Here is a 16,821-nt window from a genome sequence, read left to right as displayed (position 1 = left end):
TATGGCAATTACAAAAATACATCCTATAAAATCAACTCTAAATTTGGCAATAGATTACATTACTAAGAGTGAAAAAACTGATGAAAAAGTCTTAGTATCTTCATTCAAATGTCATCCATCTACTGCCCATATTCAATTTATAAAAACATGAAAGATCATATTCTATAGCATATTTTGAAACAAAAACCTGCTAACAAAAGTCAAGCTTAAGCTGAAATTAATTTCAGCTTATTTTTTTGTGCAAATACTATATGATCTTTGCATATCCAGCTTCCATGCTATTATCAAAATTATACTTTAAGGATGTTTTCTTGGTGCTTGAAGCTAAAGCTAATTTCCTCCACATGAATTCTTTCGTTCGCTCAATTCACTAAAGTAAGCAATAAAAAAGAATACCCTTTTGCAAGAGTATTCTTAATAAAAATACAATATCGTTAAACTTTATAAAATAAGAAAAAATCATTTATTCATGTAGACTAGGATGTAGATATATAGGTGATTTTATCTTACTATTTAATCAATTGGGCACTTAAAGCATTTTCTAAAACATATTTATATTTTGAGAAAGTTTCAGAATCAAGCAACTGATATTTGTCATTCTTTAGCTCTATAATATTTATTTCGCTTTCAAATTCAAAATTCCTTCTTTCAAACCCAATTGATGAAAAAATCAATTGGGTATAATTTGATGAATTATCTAATATATATTCAATTAAGGATTGTGCCTTATCATAATCCATCTCCGCATTCTTAGGGCTATCTAATACCATAGGTAAATTCAAGCATTTATTATTAAAAATTTTTTAATATCATTAAGTATAAAATACCATATAACTGTTGAAATTGGTTTATTACTTCCACTTGCACAAAAAACTCGATTAATTGCTTTATATTGTGCTTCCTCTAACTCATTCAATCCAAACTTTAAGACTTCCCTATCAATCATATCATAATATTTTTTATTGATATCCGATTTAATTTTAGATACTTCCTTCAAGTCTTCCTCAATATTTTCTAGCTTCTCTTTAAGTTCTCCTTGCAAATTAAACTCATTAAATAACTCTAAATTTAAACTATTATATAATTCATTTAGCCCCATATAGCTGCTATAATTTTTATTTCTGTCTTAGCTATACCAATGTTTTTCTTGTATGATTCCAACTTATCTAAAAACTCTTTATAACTACCCTCTATTTGTAAAATTGATTTTGAAATCTTTTCTATATCCTCATATATGCTGTCCTTTATATATAACGAATCCTCAATTGAATTGTATCTTTTACTTCTAAGATCAGTTGTATCTTTCAAAACTGAATGGCATTCAGGACATATATCTGTATTTAAAATATACTTTATTTCTTTTTCCTTTTTATTCTTAAACCTTTCAATTTGGTTCAATGCAATTTCAAGCTCATACTTTTCATTTCGTAAATTTGTAAGCTCATACCTAAATTTATTAATAGAATTCAGAATATAATCATATTCCTTTGTTCTAATAGAAAGCTCCCTTTCAAGCTCTTTTAAATTTTCAGGCACAACAATATTACCTAATAGTTTAGATACTTTTTCTTTCATTCTACTAGTTTCTCTGTATGCGTCTTCTGAATCATTTATACGTTCCAATAAATTTTGTTTACTTTCAACATGTTCAAAATAATTCTTATCATATATTCCAAATTGTGCATATATTACATCAGGTTTAAAATTTTGATATTGTCCTAATCTCTTAAAGGAACTAAAGTATGTTCCATCATAATAATCTTGGTCAATAAAATTCATTACATATGTATATGCTGGTGGAGCAATCTCCAGCTTCTCAGTCCTTCTATTCGGTAAAAATATTTCAAAATCCCAAATATTGCTTAAAAAATATGATAACTCAATTATAGTTGATGTTTGAAATAATATCTTAAAAACATCATTAAATACTTTGAATAACTTTTTATGGCGATATATAAAATATATATTATCGTTAACCGAAAACTCTAAAATATATACTTTATCTTCATTTTTCCATTTTTTATCGAAGTGGGCATCAGCACCCAAAGTATGATATAAACTACGTAACAAGACTGACTTCCCTCTATCTGTTCCATCAATGTTACTAGAAGTAACAATATTTAAACCTTTTTCAAAACATGTAACAAAAGCTTCTTTAGTTAAAATATCAAAAATATATATTTTATTGAAAATAACATCCATTAAATATCACCTCCCTCTGTGTATAAATAAAATACCATTAAATAAAATACTTTTTTCATGTATTTTGTGTATTCTATAGGGAATTCACTATCAAATACATTATTTAAAATATTAAAAAGATCATTTTCGTTTCTTATCTTATCTATATTCCCTTCAATATACTCAAAAATTGATATCTTTAATACATTCAACTCATGGCTTTGATCAATTTCCAGTAAATTAGTTAAAGCTTGATTATATAATCTTCTTTCTGATGGGAATAAAGTTTTAATATAATCTTTAACCTGTTCAATGCCTGTTATAGATTTTTCCTATGAGATTCAAGCATTTTATTAAACTCATTTTTAGAAATTCCTTTTAATTCTAGTACATCATTATAATTAGTGATTGCCATCTCATAAGAAGCTTTTTCTGAGCTGTATCAGATACTAATCGAAATAAAGCATTAGGATTATTAGGTTCTTCATTTTTATTTCTTGGAAAGCTTCAATTAACTTTCCAAGCAAAGCATAATGAGGATTTGTTAAGTCCATACTTTCACATACATAAAAACATTATCAAGAATGACTTCTGATAACTTTAGTTCTTCTTGCAATTTATCTTCAATAAAATCTATTACTGTTTTGTCCAACTCACCTAAACAAACTTCTTGCCTTAAATCTTCTTTACTATCAATTTTCAAATGTTTATTACAAACTACAGCCAGCTTTATATTATGATTTGGGTTGTAAAGAGCATACAATGTTCCCAAAATAGATCTACTATTTCCTTTTCTCTTAGTTAGTGTTTTAGAACTATGATTACCTCTATTTATTGTTTTCACCTGGTAAAAATCAAGACCATTATCACGATGCAATTCAATATCACATTTGAAATCAAACACAATTGTATAGTCATCGTACAGCTTATATGCATCAATTAATTTACCAACTCCCCACAACAATTCAACTCTAAATCTATTTTTCGTTCTACTACCTGCTAAATCTAATGGTAAATTCATATAATAGTTCGAATATTCCAATATAATCACCTCACTTTTATGTCGTCATGCATTTATCATGTAACCTTTATAATATTTAATTAGTTTTTTCAAAAATCACTCTATAATCTTCTGTATGCCTTCTAATTCAAAATATCAAAAACAGAACATCTGTAATTAAATTTTGTCTGTCTTAATTTATAAAATGTAATTTTCCTAATTTTGCTTTTCCATAAATTCACTATTTATCATACCTAATTCTTTTATTTTGTAATAACATTTTATAATTAAATGATATCACTACATCCTACTTAAATATTTATTTATTCTATTATATCATTAAATATACGTCAAAATAAAACGTTCTCCTTGATATAAAATTTATGCTTAAAAAAATAAAATCATTTCACTTCTCTAATACTTAATATTTTTATCTATGATATGCCAGACAGTATCTGTTAAATTACATCTCATTGATTCTATTTGAAATAATTCTCACTACACCAACAACCTTATCAAAGCTCAAATCCCCAATATACTTATTTTCACTGAGATATACTTCCCACAAGGATCTTAGGTATGAATCTTCTTTTATGTCCTCAATTATTTCCTCATAGTCTTGCATTATCTCATGACTTCCTCTTTTGTCGGAAGTTCTTTCTACTGCTTCTTTTAAAATTTCATAGTTTATCTCATCTTTTTTCAATTTGTAGAGAGTGTATATGTCGTAAAAGTCTCTCATTCGTGTTGTTGTTATATTTCTTCTGATTATGGTTTCATATTTTTCAGCTAAAATTGTTTCTAATGGATATGCCATTATTTTTATATTTTCTTTGCTAAAGATACAGGGATAGGTATATTCTATTTCCCTTGGTGTTATTGCATCTCCTGTTGTTAAGTCTAGTTTCATTGGGTTTTTAGTTTTCCCAACATTTGCTATTAGTGAAATTCTAAAGTTTTCGTACTCATCTTCTTCTCTTATATAAGAGATGTCTTTTATTTCAAATCTTATTCCATCTTCTACATTGATATTTATAATTTCTTCTACAATGTCTTTTATTTTCTCTTCTTTTAGGGCTATGCCTTTTATGGTTGTGTCCATGTCCATAGTTGTTCTATTTTCAATACCAATTAAGGAAGATATTAAGAATCCTCCCTTTATTACAAAATTATTTTTGTACTTTGATTTAGATAGCCTTTCTAAAAATCTTTCAAAGAAATATATTTGCAGAACTTCTTGCGACTTTAGATTTTTCTTCTCTGCAAGACTTCTTATCTTGCCCTTTATACTCTCGATATTAATCACGATAATACCTCCATGTATTTTCTAATTTCATCTTCTATTTTAAATAGTCTACTGTATTTTATGAGTCGTCTTAGATTTTTATTTGTTGATTTAAAGTATCTTTTTAAGGCTTCTGTAAAAATCTGTTTATCTATTTTTTCTCTTTCGATTATGATATCGCAAATTGTTCGATCTATATCGTAAACTGGAATAAGGTTGCCTTGTGGTGATTTTATTTCTGTCTTTCCAATTTCGTATAGGTCTTTTTTTACATAGTGAACTTGTAGATCTTCGTACCTCTTTTTGATATGGCTGGCATTGTAGCCTTGGGGTACAGATATATGAAATACATTTGGGGTCCTATCTGATAGGTCGTGGAGGTATAGGGCTGTTTGATGAGAAAATATAATTCGATTGCTATTGGATGATATTAAAACAAAATCGTCTATTACCTTTCCTTTTAATTGATACAGTCCTGGTCTTAATCTTTCTAATTGTCCGATTTTTGTTAATTCTGATAAATTATGCCTAGTATATCCAAGTTCTTCTGCTTCTTTGTTGGTTATTACTAAATTTTCTTGGATAAATTCTTTAAGTGTATTCATAGTCCGCCTCCTCTCGTTTACGCTTTTATTATATGTTATAAAAGCGAATATGTAAAGTTGGCTTATAATTTTCCATTTTTAAAAAAGAATGTAACGAATCCTTATTCCTCTTCTAAAATTATTCTTTCTTAACTCAATATTCCTAATATTATTATAGTTTTTTTCCGATTTTCGGATTTCTAGAAATCTGTTATTCGGAGTTCTTGAATTCCGATTTTCGGAAGTCTGGACTTCTGCTTTTCGGAAATCAGATTTTCTATTATTAGTAATATTTAAAATTTATATGTACCTACTTTTTAGAAAAAAAAGAGCAGCCTTTTACGCTACTCTTGTAGAAAGTACAAAATGAGTTAATTATATTTTTTGTGTTTCCTCATACTAGTCTCAAAACTACTCTTACATCCATGTAGTTTTTTTGAGTCTTTTTGACGTATCCTTCTTCATCTTTATCGAAGACAAAATGCTTATAAAACTGCTTAAAATGCAGGATTTCTAGATTTACATCTTTTGTATCAACGCTATAGTCTCCACATGCCTTGACCTAGGAAATTGGTCGAAGGCTTGGTATTTTTTTATTTTGTAGCCGTTTTTTATGAAGATTTCTAGGTCTCTTACTTGGGTTTTTGGGTTGCAGGATATGTAGACAAATTCTTCTGGAGCTATGTCTATTATTTTTTTGATTGCTTTTGGGTGAATGCCTTCTCTTGGTGGATCTATTACTACTATGTCGTATTTTCCTTTTACTAAGTCTATTTTTTCTAAAACGTCTCCTGCTATAAAATCTATATTTTCTATCTCATTTTCTTTTGCATTGTCGAAGGCTTTTTCTACTGCTTCTTCTATTATTTCTATTCCCATGGCTTTGTTTGCAAATTTTGCAAATAGTTGAGTTATAGTTCCTGTTCCTGAATATAGATCTAGGACGTTTTTGTTTTTATCTACATTTGCTAATTCTATTGCTTTTTGATAGATTTTTTCTGCTGTATATACATTTGGTTGGAAAAATGAAAATGGAGAAATTTGAAATTTTAAATCATTCATTTTTTCTTCGATATATTTTTTCCCAAATAAAAGTTCGATTGAATCTACTTTTACTGCATCTGACAAACTATCGTTAATCACATGATAAATTGAAACAATTCTCCCCTTGGTTTTTGCATTTAAGAGATTATGGGCAAATAAATCTCTTCTCATTGGATCAAAAGATTTGTCTGAGCTTGTCACAAGGACTACCATAATTTCTCCAGTGTGAAGTGCTTTTCTTACTATTAAATTACGCAAAAGTCCTGTATGAGCTTTTTTGTGATAAAAACTTGTATTTTTTTCTCTAAAATATTTTTGTACATATTTTCTTATTGTTTCAAAATCGCTATCAACTATATTACATCCATCTGTATCGACAATTTCATAAAATCTATTTTGCCTGTGAAGTCCCAAAACAAGTGGCCCATCCTTGTAAGAATCTCCAAAAGTATATTCCATTTTATTTCTGTATCCTTTTATTTTTGGACTTCTAATGATTGAAAGATCTGCAATATCAATATGAGAATTTTTCAAAAGTTTTTTTATCATATCATGCTTTAATAAAAGCTCTGTTTCATATCCCATTTTTTGGTAAGAACAACCACCACAAATTCCTGCATGAGGGCAAAATTCTTTGGCATTTTCTATTTTGGATTCTTCCAAAACTTCCATAAATTTTCCTTTTTTATTCTTACCCCTGTTTTTAGTGATTTTTACCCTTACTTTTTGTCCCAAAACTCCGCCCTTAAATTGGACAGTTTTTTCTTCGTCAATTTTTCCTATCGAAATATTTGGATAAGACATATCTATTATTTCTACATCTTTTATTGGTTTTTCTCTCATTTATTCTCCTCTATTCCAAAATCTTTCAACCAAGATTTTTAATTCTTTTTTATTTTTTACTTCTCTTATATTTGACCAATGTCTAGGATAAAGCCTTCTGTACTTATCCCACAAAAATCTATCATCAACCAAATAAATTATTCCCCTATCCTTTTCTCCTCTGATTAGCCTTCCAGCTGCTTGGAAAATTTTATTTAAGCCCGGATAGGTGTAGGAATAATCAAAACCATTGTGAGAAATTTCGTCAAAATGATTTTTTATTAAATTTCTCTCATCGCTTACTCCTGGCATTCCAACCGAAATTACCATTGAACCAATTAGCCTATCGCCTTTCAAATCAACTCCCTCAGAAAATATTCCACCCAAAACCAAAAATGCAGTTTTTTCACTTTCGTAAGTGAAATTTTGCAAAAATTTGTGCCTTTCTACTGGGGACATGGACCTTTCTTGAACTAAAATTTCGTCATTAAAATTTTCCTTGTAATATTCATAGACATCCGTTAGATATGAAAATGAAGGGAAAAATATAAAATAATTTCCTTTTTTTGCACTTATAAATTCGTGGATAAGGTCAGCTATATCCATTAAATTATTATTTCTATCTTTATACCTAGTAGAAATTGGACTTGCAAAAATGGCAAAATTTTTCTTATCAAAGGGAAAATCCAAATGAACTTTCAAACTATCATCTACTCCAAGCATTTTTCTGTAAAAATCCATTGGAGAAAGAGTTGCAGAAAAAAATATGCTTGCCCTTGCAAGTTTATACTTTTCTTTCAAAACTTTTGAAGGATCAATGCACTTAATTTCATAAATTTTTTCCATAGAATTTTCATCATAGGTCAATGTTTGATAAAAACCCTCCCTAAAATTATCAGAAATTTTTAGATGATGGTTTATTTCAAAAAACATATCTTCTATTTTATCATAATCTTCTCTTTTTTTATCCTTGATCAAAACTTTTTCCAATTTTTTTGATAAAGCTATGAGTTTTTTGTCAAAATCATCATTATTATCAGTCGAATAATAAAACAATTTTTTCCCATAATTTTTATACATTTTTTCAAACTCATCCAAAATAGAATCAATTGATTTTATTATTTTTACATCTTTTTTACTATCCATAGATTTTCTTAATTCCTTAAAATCAGAATCAACAAAATCATGAGAGAACATCTTTCTTGACCTTTCCAAAAGATTGTGAGCCTCGTCAATTAAAAACAAATATTCATCAAGGCTATCATCAAAAAATCTTCTCAAATAAACATTTGGATCAAAAATATAATTATAATCGCAAATTATTATGTCGCAGTACAAAGAAATATCAAGCTCGAATTCAAGGGGACAAAGCCTGTGTTTTTCTGAATAAGAAGTGATAACATCGTAGTCCATTATGTCTTCATTTTCCAAAATATCTTTTAATCCATCATTTACCCTATCAAAATGCCCCCTTGCAAAGGGACAGTCTTCAGGATTGCAAGAAATTTCATCATTTAAACAAATCTTCTCCTTGCTTGTAATTGAAACTGCCTTGATTGATAGATTTTTTTCTTTTAATAAATATAAAGATTTTAAGGCTTCTTTTGCCGTAGTATTTTTTGAAGTAAGGTAGAAAATTTTATCATTCAAACCTTCTCCTAAAGATTTTACAGCAGGAAAAATTGTAGAAATAGTCTTTCCAGTTCCAGTTGGAGCATCTACAAACAAATTTTTCTTATCAAGAATCGCCCTATAAACAGCAACCGCCATCTTCCTTTGCCCTTTTCTGTAACCATCATAGGGAAAAGTCAAATTGTTTGCACTAATATTTCTTTTTTCAAGATTTTGGGATAAAATTTTTGAAAAATTAATGTATTCTTTTAATAAATTTATGTAAAATTCATAAAGCTCGTCAAGACTTTTTTCTTTTTCAAAAGTTTTTGTCTTGTAATCATCTAATGATACATAAGTTAGTCTTATAGTAATATTTTTCAAATCATTTTTTACACCATAAAAATACCCATAGCAAAAAGCTTGAGCCCAGTGTAGTTTATTTGAATCATCCAATTTGTCTAGATTTCTTGTGGTAGATTTTATTTCATCAATAATTATTTTGCCATTCTTTTTCAAAAGACCATCAGCCCTACCCTCAACGTGAAATTCCATATCGTCAATTTTAGTAATGTTTTTAAGATAGAATTCAGCTTGGTAATTTTTATCATAAGATTTTTGAATTTTTTGATGGGCTTTGATTCCTTCGACCATCCTATTATTGTCCCTAAAAGAATTATCAATATCCCCACTTCTCATAACAAATTCTATAAGTTTTCTAACAGAAGTTTTTATATACATTAAATCACCTTAGTTTATTATATCATTTTTCATTAAATATTTTGAATTTTGAAACTATCAGTAAAATAAAATTTATTAAGATTCACAAAAAAATATCCCTCTCAGGATATTTTCTTGAGAGAGACATTTTGCTTTTTATTTATAATAAATTATTTTCTTTTTGATTTGAAAAGTGCTACTGCTGATGCTGCAAGTGTTGCTACAACGCCTGTAAGTCCTGCTACACCTGTTTGAACGTTGTTGTTAGCTTTGTTATTTACAACTTTTGATGGTTGTGTTTTTTTCTTATCTTCTGTTTTGCTGGATTTTTTGCACCTGGTTTTGCTGGATCTTTTACGCCTGGTTCTGCTGGATCTTTTTCGCCTGGTTTTGCTGGATCTTTTGCACCTGGTTTTGCTGGATCTTTTTCGCCTGGTTTTGCTGGATCTTTTTCGCCTGGTTTTGCTGGATCTTTTTCGCCTGGTTTTTGTTCTTCTTCTTTGTAGAATAATCTGAAGTAATATCTTCCATCTGCTCCTTGATTTACTTCATATGCATTATTTATTGGATCATTTTCTAGAGCTTCTTTTGCTGCTGCTTCTGCTTCTTCTCTTGTTTCATATCCAATTTCTAGTCCTTTTTCAACTGGAGATAATTGGTAATAATATTTTCCATCTGCTCCTTGTGTTATTGTGTAAGATTTATTTACTGGATCATTTTCTAATGCTTTTTCAGCTGCTATTCTAGCTTCTCTTTCTGTATCAAATCCATTTTTTGTTTCTTCTGGTGTTTCAGGATCTTTTTCACCTGGATTTCCTGCGTGAGCTTTCAAAATTTCATTTTTCAATGCTTCTACACCTTCGATTGTTTTAGCTTTGTTGATTTGATCAAAATAGATTTGTCCTGTAATTCCAGCTGCTTTTAATTCTTCGATTGCATCTTTCTTAGCATTGATTAGTAGCCATTCGTCTATTGTTACTTTTGGACCATCTTCTTCTTGACTTGCTTTGTGAGCTTTCAAAATTTCATTTTTCAATGCTTCTACGCCTTCGATTGTTTTTGCTTTGTTGATTAAATTGAAATAGAAGTCACTTGTTATTCCAGCTGCTTTTAATTCTTCGATTGCATCTTTCTTAGCATTGATTAGTAGCCATTCGTCTATTGTTACTTTTGGACCATCTTCTTCTTGACTTGCTTTGTGAGCTTTTAAGATTTCATTTTTCAATGATTCTACACCTTCGATTGTTTTAGCTTTGTTGATTTGATCAAAATAGATTTGTCCCGTAATTCCAGCTGCTTTTAATTCTTCGATTGCATCTTTCTTAGCATTGATTAGTAGCCATTCGTCTATTGTTACTTTTGGACCATCTTCTTCTTGACTTGCTTTGTGAGCTTTTAAGATTTCATTTTTCAATGATTCTACACCTTCAACTGTTTTAGCTTTGTTGATTTGATCAAAATAGATTTGTCCTGTAATTCCAGCTGCTTTTAATTCCTTAATTGCTTTTTCTTTTGCATCTTTCAAGTCTTTTGCAGCTTTTACTTCTTTATTTATTTTATTAACTATATCTTCAACGTCTGCTTTTGTAAGAGCATTATCAAGCAATTCTAATGCTTTTTTCATTATTGCTTCATCATCAGTTGGTGCTAATTTATTAAATTTTGCATCAATTATTGCATCTAATAATTCTTTAGCATCTTCTATTACCTTATTTACTGCTTTTTCGTCTTTAGCTTTGTCTATTAATGATTTGAAATGATTTTTTTGTACTTGACTTAAATCTAATTTATCAATTTCTTCTTTTGCTTGTTCTTTAATTTCTTTTAATTCTTTTTCTGGATCTGATTTTTATCTTCTACTTCTTTATTTATTTTATTAACTATATCTTCAACGTCTGCTTTTGTAAGAGCATTATCAAGCAATTCTAATGCTTTTTTCATTATTGCTTCATCATCAGTTGGTGCTAATTTATTAAGTTTTGCATCAGTTATTGCATCTAATAATTCTTTTGCATCTTCTTTTGCTTTATTTACTGCCTTTTTATCTTTTGCTTCATCTACTAATGATTTAAATTTATCTTTTTGTACTTGACTTAAATCTAATTTATCAATTTCTTCTTTTGCTTGTTCTTTAATTTCTTTTAATTCTTTTCTGGATCTGATTTTTATCTTCTACTTCTTTGTTTATTTTCTTTACTACTTCTTCTACATCTGCTTTTGTAAGAGCATTATCAAGCAATTCTAATGCTTTTTTCATTATTGCTTCATCATCAGTTGGTGCTAATTTATTAAGTTTTGCATCAGTTATTGCATCTAATAATTCTTTTGCATCTTCTTTTGCTTTATTTACTGCCTTTTTATCTTTTGCTTCATCTACTAATGATTTAAATTTATCTTTTTGTACTTGACTTAAATCTAAATTACTGATTTCTTCTTTTGTTTGTGTTTTTAAATTTTCTAATTCTTGATCTTCTTTGAATCCTTCAGGATCTACTACTGATTTTTTAACTTTATCAACTTGTGCTTTATCAAGAGCTTTGTTGAATGAGTTTATAATTTCGTTTATATCTTGACCTTCTTTTAGTTCTGGTAAGCTATATTTTACTTCTAGTATATAAGTAGCTAAGTCTTGTGCTTCTATTTGATATTGTTTTGCTTCTTCTTTTGTAGCTGCATTGTCTACTTTTTGTGTAAAATGAGCTTTTTGAAAATCACTTAAATCTGCAGCGTTAATATTTGCCTTTGCTGATTCTTTAGCTTTTTGTAATTCTTCAGCGTCATTTTTATTATTAGTTAGAGTTACAGGTGCTAATTTTTTAACTTTTGCAATATTTGCAGGTTTAATTTCTTCTTTTTTATCCTCTTTTTTTTCTAATATTTTTCCAATATCTTCTTTATCAGCTTTGTTTTCTGTAGCTTCTTTAATATCATCTTTTTTTAACTCAGCTTCTACATCTTTTTTAATTTGATTGTCAGCTTCATTTTTTATTTCTAACTTACTTGTTTCCAAAGCAGCTTCTTCTGCTTTTGTTAAATTAGGTGCTATAACACCTACTGATAGTGCTAGAGCGATGACTGAACCCATCACTAATTTTTTATTATTTTTCATATTACACTCCTTAATATTATTTGTATGCCACCATTATATATATATATATATAGTCAAGTAAAAATATTTAAATTATAAGAATTTTATTAAGAAATAAAATAATTAGATATTTTAAATTTAAAAATTTTAAAATCATTAAAAATTTGCAAAAAAATAAGCAAATAGTTTTCTATTTGCTTACTTATTTTATATTCCTCTGCTAGCTCCGCCGCCTCCAGATGAGCCTCCTCCACCGGAGAAACCTCCTCCAGAAAATCCACCAGAGCCTCCGGAAAATCCTCCAAAAGATCCTCCTCCAAAGCCCCCGAATCCGCCGAAGCCTCCATATCCTCCGTTTCTAAAGCCTCCTCGCCTTGCGAAAAATCTTGAGAATATCATAAAAATTATAAATATTATTATTAATGTTCTTAAATCTATTTCGTCGTCTTTATCTTCTCTTAGCCTATTAGCATATTCGTCATAATCGCCAGTCAATTCTACTTGGTATTCTTCTGCAATTTGTGAAACAATTGCATTGAATCCTTCTGTAATTCCTTTGGAAAAATCTCCATCTCTCATATAATCTAGCATATATTCATCGATTATTCTTCCAACCTTACCATCGTTTAATCTTCCCTCTATTCCATAGCCTGTTATAATTGAAATATCTTTTTTATCTTGGCCTTTTCTTTGGGAAATTAAAATCAAAACTCCATTATTTTTTTCTTTATCTCCAATTTTCCATTTATTTAAAAGATCTGTTCCAACTTGCATTGGCTGATCCTCTACATCTTTTAGGGAAACATAAATTACTTGAGCTCCTGTTTTTTGTTCAAGTTCTTTGTTTACTTTTGTAAGATGGTCTTTGGTTTCTTGGTTTATTAAATTGAGTTCGTCATAGTAATAAGTATTTGGCGATTGTGGCAAATCATCTGCAAAAGATTTTTGAGGTAGAAAAAGAAGAATAAAGGCAAATAAAATAGTTACTATTATATTCTTTCTTTTTCTCATAATCTACCTAGCTACCAAAATTTACTTGTGGAACATCTTGAGCTGATGCGTCGGCTTCAAAATATTCTGCCTTATCAAATCCCATCATTTTTGCAAAAATACTTGTTGGAAATGATTTAACTTTTGTATTGTATGCTTTTACTTCTGAGTTATAATTTTTTCTTTCTACTGAAATTCTATTTTCTGTTCCAGCAAGCTCATCCATTAGTTGAGTAAATTGCTTGTCAGCCTTTAAATCTGGATAGGCTTCAGCAACTACATTGATACTTCTTATAGCTTGAGACATTTGTTCATTTGCCTCAGCCAATTCTTTTGGGCCTTTTGCGTTTTGTATTCCTGATCTTGCGTTGGTAACTTCTGTTAATGTATCTTTTTCGTGTTTTGAATATCCTTTAACTGTGCTTACAAGATTTGGAATCAAGTCTGCTCTTCTTTGAACAACATTTTGAACTTGTGCATAGGATTCGTCAAGTTGTTCTTTTTGTTTTACAAGTCCGTTATATGAAGGTATTAAAACAATTATAGCAAGAGCAATTATTGCAATTATTGCTATAACTATTCCACCTACTCCTTTTCTTTTTTTATTAAGTTCCATTTAATCCTCCTAAATTTTATTTCTATTCTAATTATACCCATCTAGAAGGATTACTTTTTCATTTTTTAAAGATTTTTGTAGGTCAATTGTTCTTTGATTTGATGAGCCTTTAAATTTTAATCTCAAATCTTTTAATTCTTCAACAAAAAGTCCATCGACCAATACATCGCACATAGATAAAAGTTTTTTTGCATTTTCAATATTTACTAAAATTTCATACAAAAATCCCGAAAAAATCCAAATCGACTTGTCTGATTCTTCCCTAATTTTTTTTACAATTTGAATCAAATCTTCTGTCGATTCGAAAGGCTCTCCTCCCAAAATAGTAAGACCTTCTATCTCATCTTTTTTTAAATAGGAAATTATTTCTTGAGTTTGTTCATCTGTCCACAAATTTCCAAAATTTGGATTCATATATTCTTTATTAAAACAATTTTTGCAATTTGCATGACAGCCTGTGACAAAAAAGGAGGTCCTAATCCCAGGACCATTTGCCACATCATATTTTCTAATTTGCCCGTATCTCATAAATCCTCCATAAAAAAAGTCTACTACCGTAGACTTTTTTTATTATATATGCAAAACTCTTGCTTTTATTTCTTTTGTTCTTCCTTCGTTCCAGAAATTTTCTCCCAAATATCCGCAAGTTCTTCTTACGACTGTTAGTTTTGCCCTGTCTTTATTGCCACATTGTGGACAATACCATTCGTTATCATCATTTAAAAGCATTTCTCCATCATAACCGCATTCTGCACAATAATCTGATTTTGTATTAAATTCTGCGTATTGGATATGGTTATAAATATATTCAACAATTGTGCCTAGAGCCTTTAAATTGTTTGCCATATTTGGAATTTCTACATAGGAAATACATCCTCCTGATGATAGGTCTTGAAATTCTGATTCAAAATCAAATTTTTCAAAAGCTGATATATTTTCTCTTACATCAACATGGAAAGAATTTGTGTAATAACCCTTGTCGGTTACATCTTTAATATCTCCAAATCTTTTTCTATCGATTGAGGCGAACCTATTTGTAAGATTTTCTGCTGGTGTTCCATAAACTGCAAATTGAAGTCCTGTTTCTTTTATCCATTCTTGTTTTTTCTTATTTAATAAGTCCATTATTTTAAGGGCGAATTCTTTTCCCTCTTTACTTGTATGACTTACACCTTTTACAAGTTTACATGCTTCATATATTCCAATATATCCAATGGTAACTGTTGCGTAAGCATTTTTTAAAAGTGGTTCTATTCTTTGATGAGGTTTAAGTCTTGCTATTGCTCCGTGTTGGAAATGAATTGGAGATGAATCGCTTGTTACATTTTTTAAATGTTCATATCTTAAAATTCCAACTCTTTTTACAAGATCCATTCTCTTATTTAAAATTTCAAAAAACTTTTCTTCATCATTTTTTGCAAGGATTCCAATTTGTGGAAGATTGATTGTGCAAACTCCAATATTAAATCTACCATCAAATTTATAATTTCCATTTTCATCCTTGTATGGTGGCAAAAATGCCCTGCATCCCATTGGAGAAAATACATTTCCTTCGTAATTTTCTCTCATTTTTTTGGCTGAAATGTAATCAGGATACATTCTTTTTGCTGTACATTTTATAGATAATTCTGTTAAGTAATAATATTTGCTTTCTTTTTTTATATTATTTTCATCCAAAACATAGATTAATTTTGGGAAAGCTGGTGTTACATAAACTCCCGCTTCGTTTTTTATTCCTTGTAATCTTTGTTTTAAAATTTCTTCAATTATTCTTACAGTTTGGTCCAAGTATGGATCGTTTTCGTCTGTGTGCATAAACAAAGTCACAAAAGGTGCTTGGCCGTTTGATGTCATAAGAGTATTGATTTGGTATTGGATTGTTTGAATACCAGATTCCAAATCTCTTTGAGTTAATTTTTTAGCCATTGCCTTTATCTCATCTTCATTTGATAAAATTTCTTTTGCTAACTTATAATTTTTATTGTAAGAAACTTCCAAATATTTTGAAAGACATGAAATATTTATTGATTGACCACCGTATTGGTTTGAGGCGATTTGGGCAATAATTTGAGTCATAACATTACAAGCTACTTGAAAAGATTTAGGCGTTTCAATTGTCTTTCCATTTATAACTGTTCCGTTATCTAACATATCTTTCATATTTACCAAACAGCAATTAAAAATTGGTTGAATCAAATAATCAAGATCGTGAATATGTATTGCTCCATCTTCGTGAGCCTCTACAAGGTCTGCGTCAATTAATTTTCTTTTTGCCAAATCTTTTGACACTTCTCCTGCTATCAAATCTCTTTGGGTTGATGCAATCAATGGATTTTTATTGGAATTTTCATCCATTACATCAATATTTGTTCTTTCAAGTAGACCTATTATATCATCATCTGTTGTATTTGCTTCTCTTTTATAAGCATGGACTGACCTATAAGCTTCGTATGATTTTGCTGTTGCAGGATTTTTTTAGTCGATTAGTTTATAATAAACTTGATCTTCGATTTGATAAATTGAAATTTCTCTTTTATTTTCAGCTCTTTTTTCGATTTCATCTGCTATTTTTTCTGCTTGATTTTCTATATAAACACCATTTGGAGAATTCATAGCTTTTTCTATAGCTATTTTTATTTTTTCTTTGTCAAAATCCACCTTTTGACCATTTCTTTTAACAACTTTAACCATTTTGCACTCCTTTTTTAATACTCTTATAGTATACCATATATAGATATATTAAAACAAGAGCCACAATATCTTGTGTGTTTTAGGTTTTTTTGCCTGCATATTTTTTTCAATTATTTGGGCTTTAAAATACTTCGTTGAATAAATATAATTGAAAATTTTATTTAAAAAAAATATTTTTTCTGGTAATTT

Annotated in this window: 13 protein-coding genes and 4 pseudogenes; 1 reads left to right on the top strand and 16 read right to left on the bottom strand. The window is 29.0% G+C overall.

Features of this window, described 5'->3' with window-relative positions; translation table 11 throughout:
• Position 1: 1 nt before the first annotated feature.
• Positions 2-148: pseudogene (locus I6H46_RS07285) on the top strand (relaxase/mobilization nuclease domain-containing protein); the annotation flags it as partial.
• Between the two features lie 361 nt (positions 149-509).
• On the opposite strand, the gene I6H46_RS10115 reads toward I6H46_RS07285, so the two are convergent.
• The 16 genes and pseudogenes from I6H46_RS10115 to nrdD form a co-directional block, all read right to left on the bottom strand.
• Complete coding sequence (locus I6H46_RS10115; RefSeq protein ID WP_234287339.1) at positions 510-740, bottom strand: hypothetical protein; 231 nt, start codon at positions 738-740, stop codon at positions 510-512.
• Between the two features lie 38 nt (positions 741-778).
• Positions 779-1,099, bottom strand: a complete 321-nt coding sequence (locus I6H46_RS10110) for a hypothetical protein (protein ID WP_234287338.1) — start codon at positions 1,097-1,099, stop codon at positions 779-781.
• Positions 1,090-2,202, bottom strand: coding sequence for a hypothetical protein (locus I6H46_RS07280; RefSeq protein ID WP_234287337.1), 1,113 nt, complete (start codon positions 2,200-2,202; stop codon positions 1,090-1,092). The genes I6H46_RS10110 and I6H46_RS07280 overlap by 10 nt, the downstream gene beginning before the upstream one ends.
• A gap of 523 nt (positions 2,203-2,725) precedes the next feature.
• Complete coding sequence (locus tag I6H46_RS10105) at positions 2,726-3,202, bottom strand: dsDNA nuclease domain-containing protein (RefSeq protein ID WP_234287336.1); 477 nt, start codon at positions 3,200-3,202, stop codon at positions 2,726-2,728.
• A 442-nt stretch (positions 3,203-3,644) separates the two neighbouring features.
• The gene (locus tag I6H46_RS07270) at positions 3,645-4,487 is read right to left on the bottom strand and encodes a nucleotidyl transferase AbiEii/AbiGii toxin family protein (protein ID WP_200225748.1); all 843 of its coding nucleotides are present in this window, start codon (positions 4,485-4,487) and stop codon (positions 3,645-3,647) included.
• Complete coding sequence (locus I6H46_RS07265; protein WP_019117957.1) at positions 4,484-5,071, bottom strand: type IV toxin-antitoxin system AbiEi family antitoxin domain-containing protein; 588 nt, start codon at positions 5,069-5,071, stop codon at positions 4,484-4,486. The genes I6H46_RS07270 and I6H46_RS07265 overlap by 4 nt, the downstream gene beginning before the upstream one ends.
• Before the next feature lie 498 nt (positions 5,072-5,569).
• Entirely contained in the window at positions 5,570-6,937 is a 1,368-nt protein-coding gene (gene rlmD, locus I6H46_RS07260) for a 23S rRNA (uracil(1939)-C(5))-methyltransferase RlmD (protein WP_200225746.1), read from the bottom strand.
• Positions 6,938-9,268 carry an ATP-dependent DNA helicase gene (locus I6H46_RS07255; RefSeq protein WP_200225744.1) on the bottom strand — a complete coding sequence of 777 codons (2,331 nt, stop codon included), beginning with the start codon at positions 9,266-9,268 and terminating at the stop codon, positions 6,938-6,940.
• Positions 9,269-9,524: 256 nt separating this feature from the next.
• Positions 9,525-10,871 (bottom strand): albumin-binding GA domain-containing protein, encoded by a 1,347-nt coding sequence (locus I6H46_RS07250; RefSeq protein ID WP_200225743.1) that lies wholly within the window; start codon positions 10,869-10,871, stop codon positions 9,525-9,527.
• A 120-nt stretch (positions 10,872-10,991) separates the two neighbouring features.
• A pseudogene (locus I6H46_RS10605) lies at positions 10,992-11,042 on the bottom strand (hypothetical protein); the annotation flags it as partial.
• Between the two features lie 266 nt (positions 11,043-11,308).
• Positions 11,309-11,359: pseudogene (locus I6H46_RS10600) on the bottom strand (hypothetical protein); the annotation flags it as partial.
• Between the two features lie 19 nt (positions 11,360-11,378).
• Positions 11,379-12,356, bottom strand: a complete 978-nt coding sequence (locus tag I6H46_RS07240) for a GA module-containing protein (protein ID WP_200225740.1) — start codon at positions 12,354-12,356, stop codon at positions 11,379-11,381.
• Positions 12,357-12,542: 186 nt separating this feature from the next.
• Entirely contained in the window at positions 12,543-13,346 is an 804-nt protein-coding gene (locus tag I6H46_RS07235; protein WP_019117902.1) for a TPM domain-containing protein, read from the bottom strand.
• Between the two features lie 7 nt (positions 13,347-13,353).
• The gene (locus I6H46_RS07230) at positions 13,354-13,941 is read right to left on the bottom strand and encodes a LemA family protein (protein ID WP_019117903.1); all 588 of its coding nucleotides are present in this window, start codon (positions 13,939-13,941) and stop codon (positions 13,354-13,356) included.
• A gap of 27 nt (positions 13,942-13,968) precedes the next feature.
• Positions 13,969-14,469: an anaerobic ribonucleoside-triphosphate reductase activating protein gene (gene nrdG, locus I6H46_RS07225; RefSeq protein WP_019117904.1), complete on the bottom strand. Its 501-nt coding sequence runs from the start codon at positions 14,467-14,469 to the stop codon at positions 13,969-13,971.
• Between the two features lie 42 nt (positions 14,470-14,511).
• Positions 14,512-16,632 (bottom strand): annotated as a pseudogene (gene nrdD, locus I6H46_RS07220) (anaerobic ribonucleoside-triphosphate reductase).
• Between the last annotated feature and the right edge of the window lie 189 nt (positions 16,633-16,821).

The organism is Anaerococcus obesiensis (assembly GCF_016599815.1).
Taxonomy (GTDB): domain Bacteria; phylum Bacillota; class Clostridia; order Tissierellales; family Peptoniphilaceae; genus Anaerococcus; species Anaerococcus vaginalis.
This window is presented reverse-complemented; position numbering and strand designations above follow the sequence as displayed.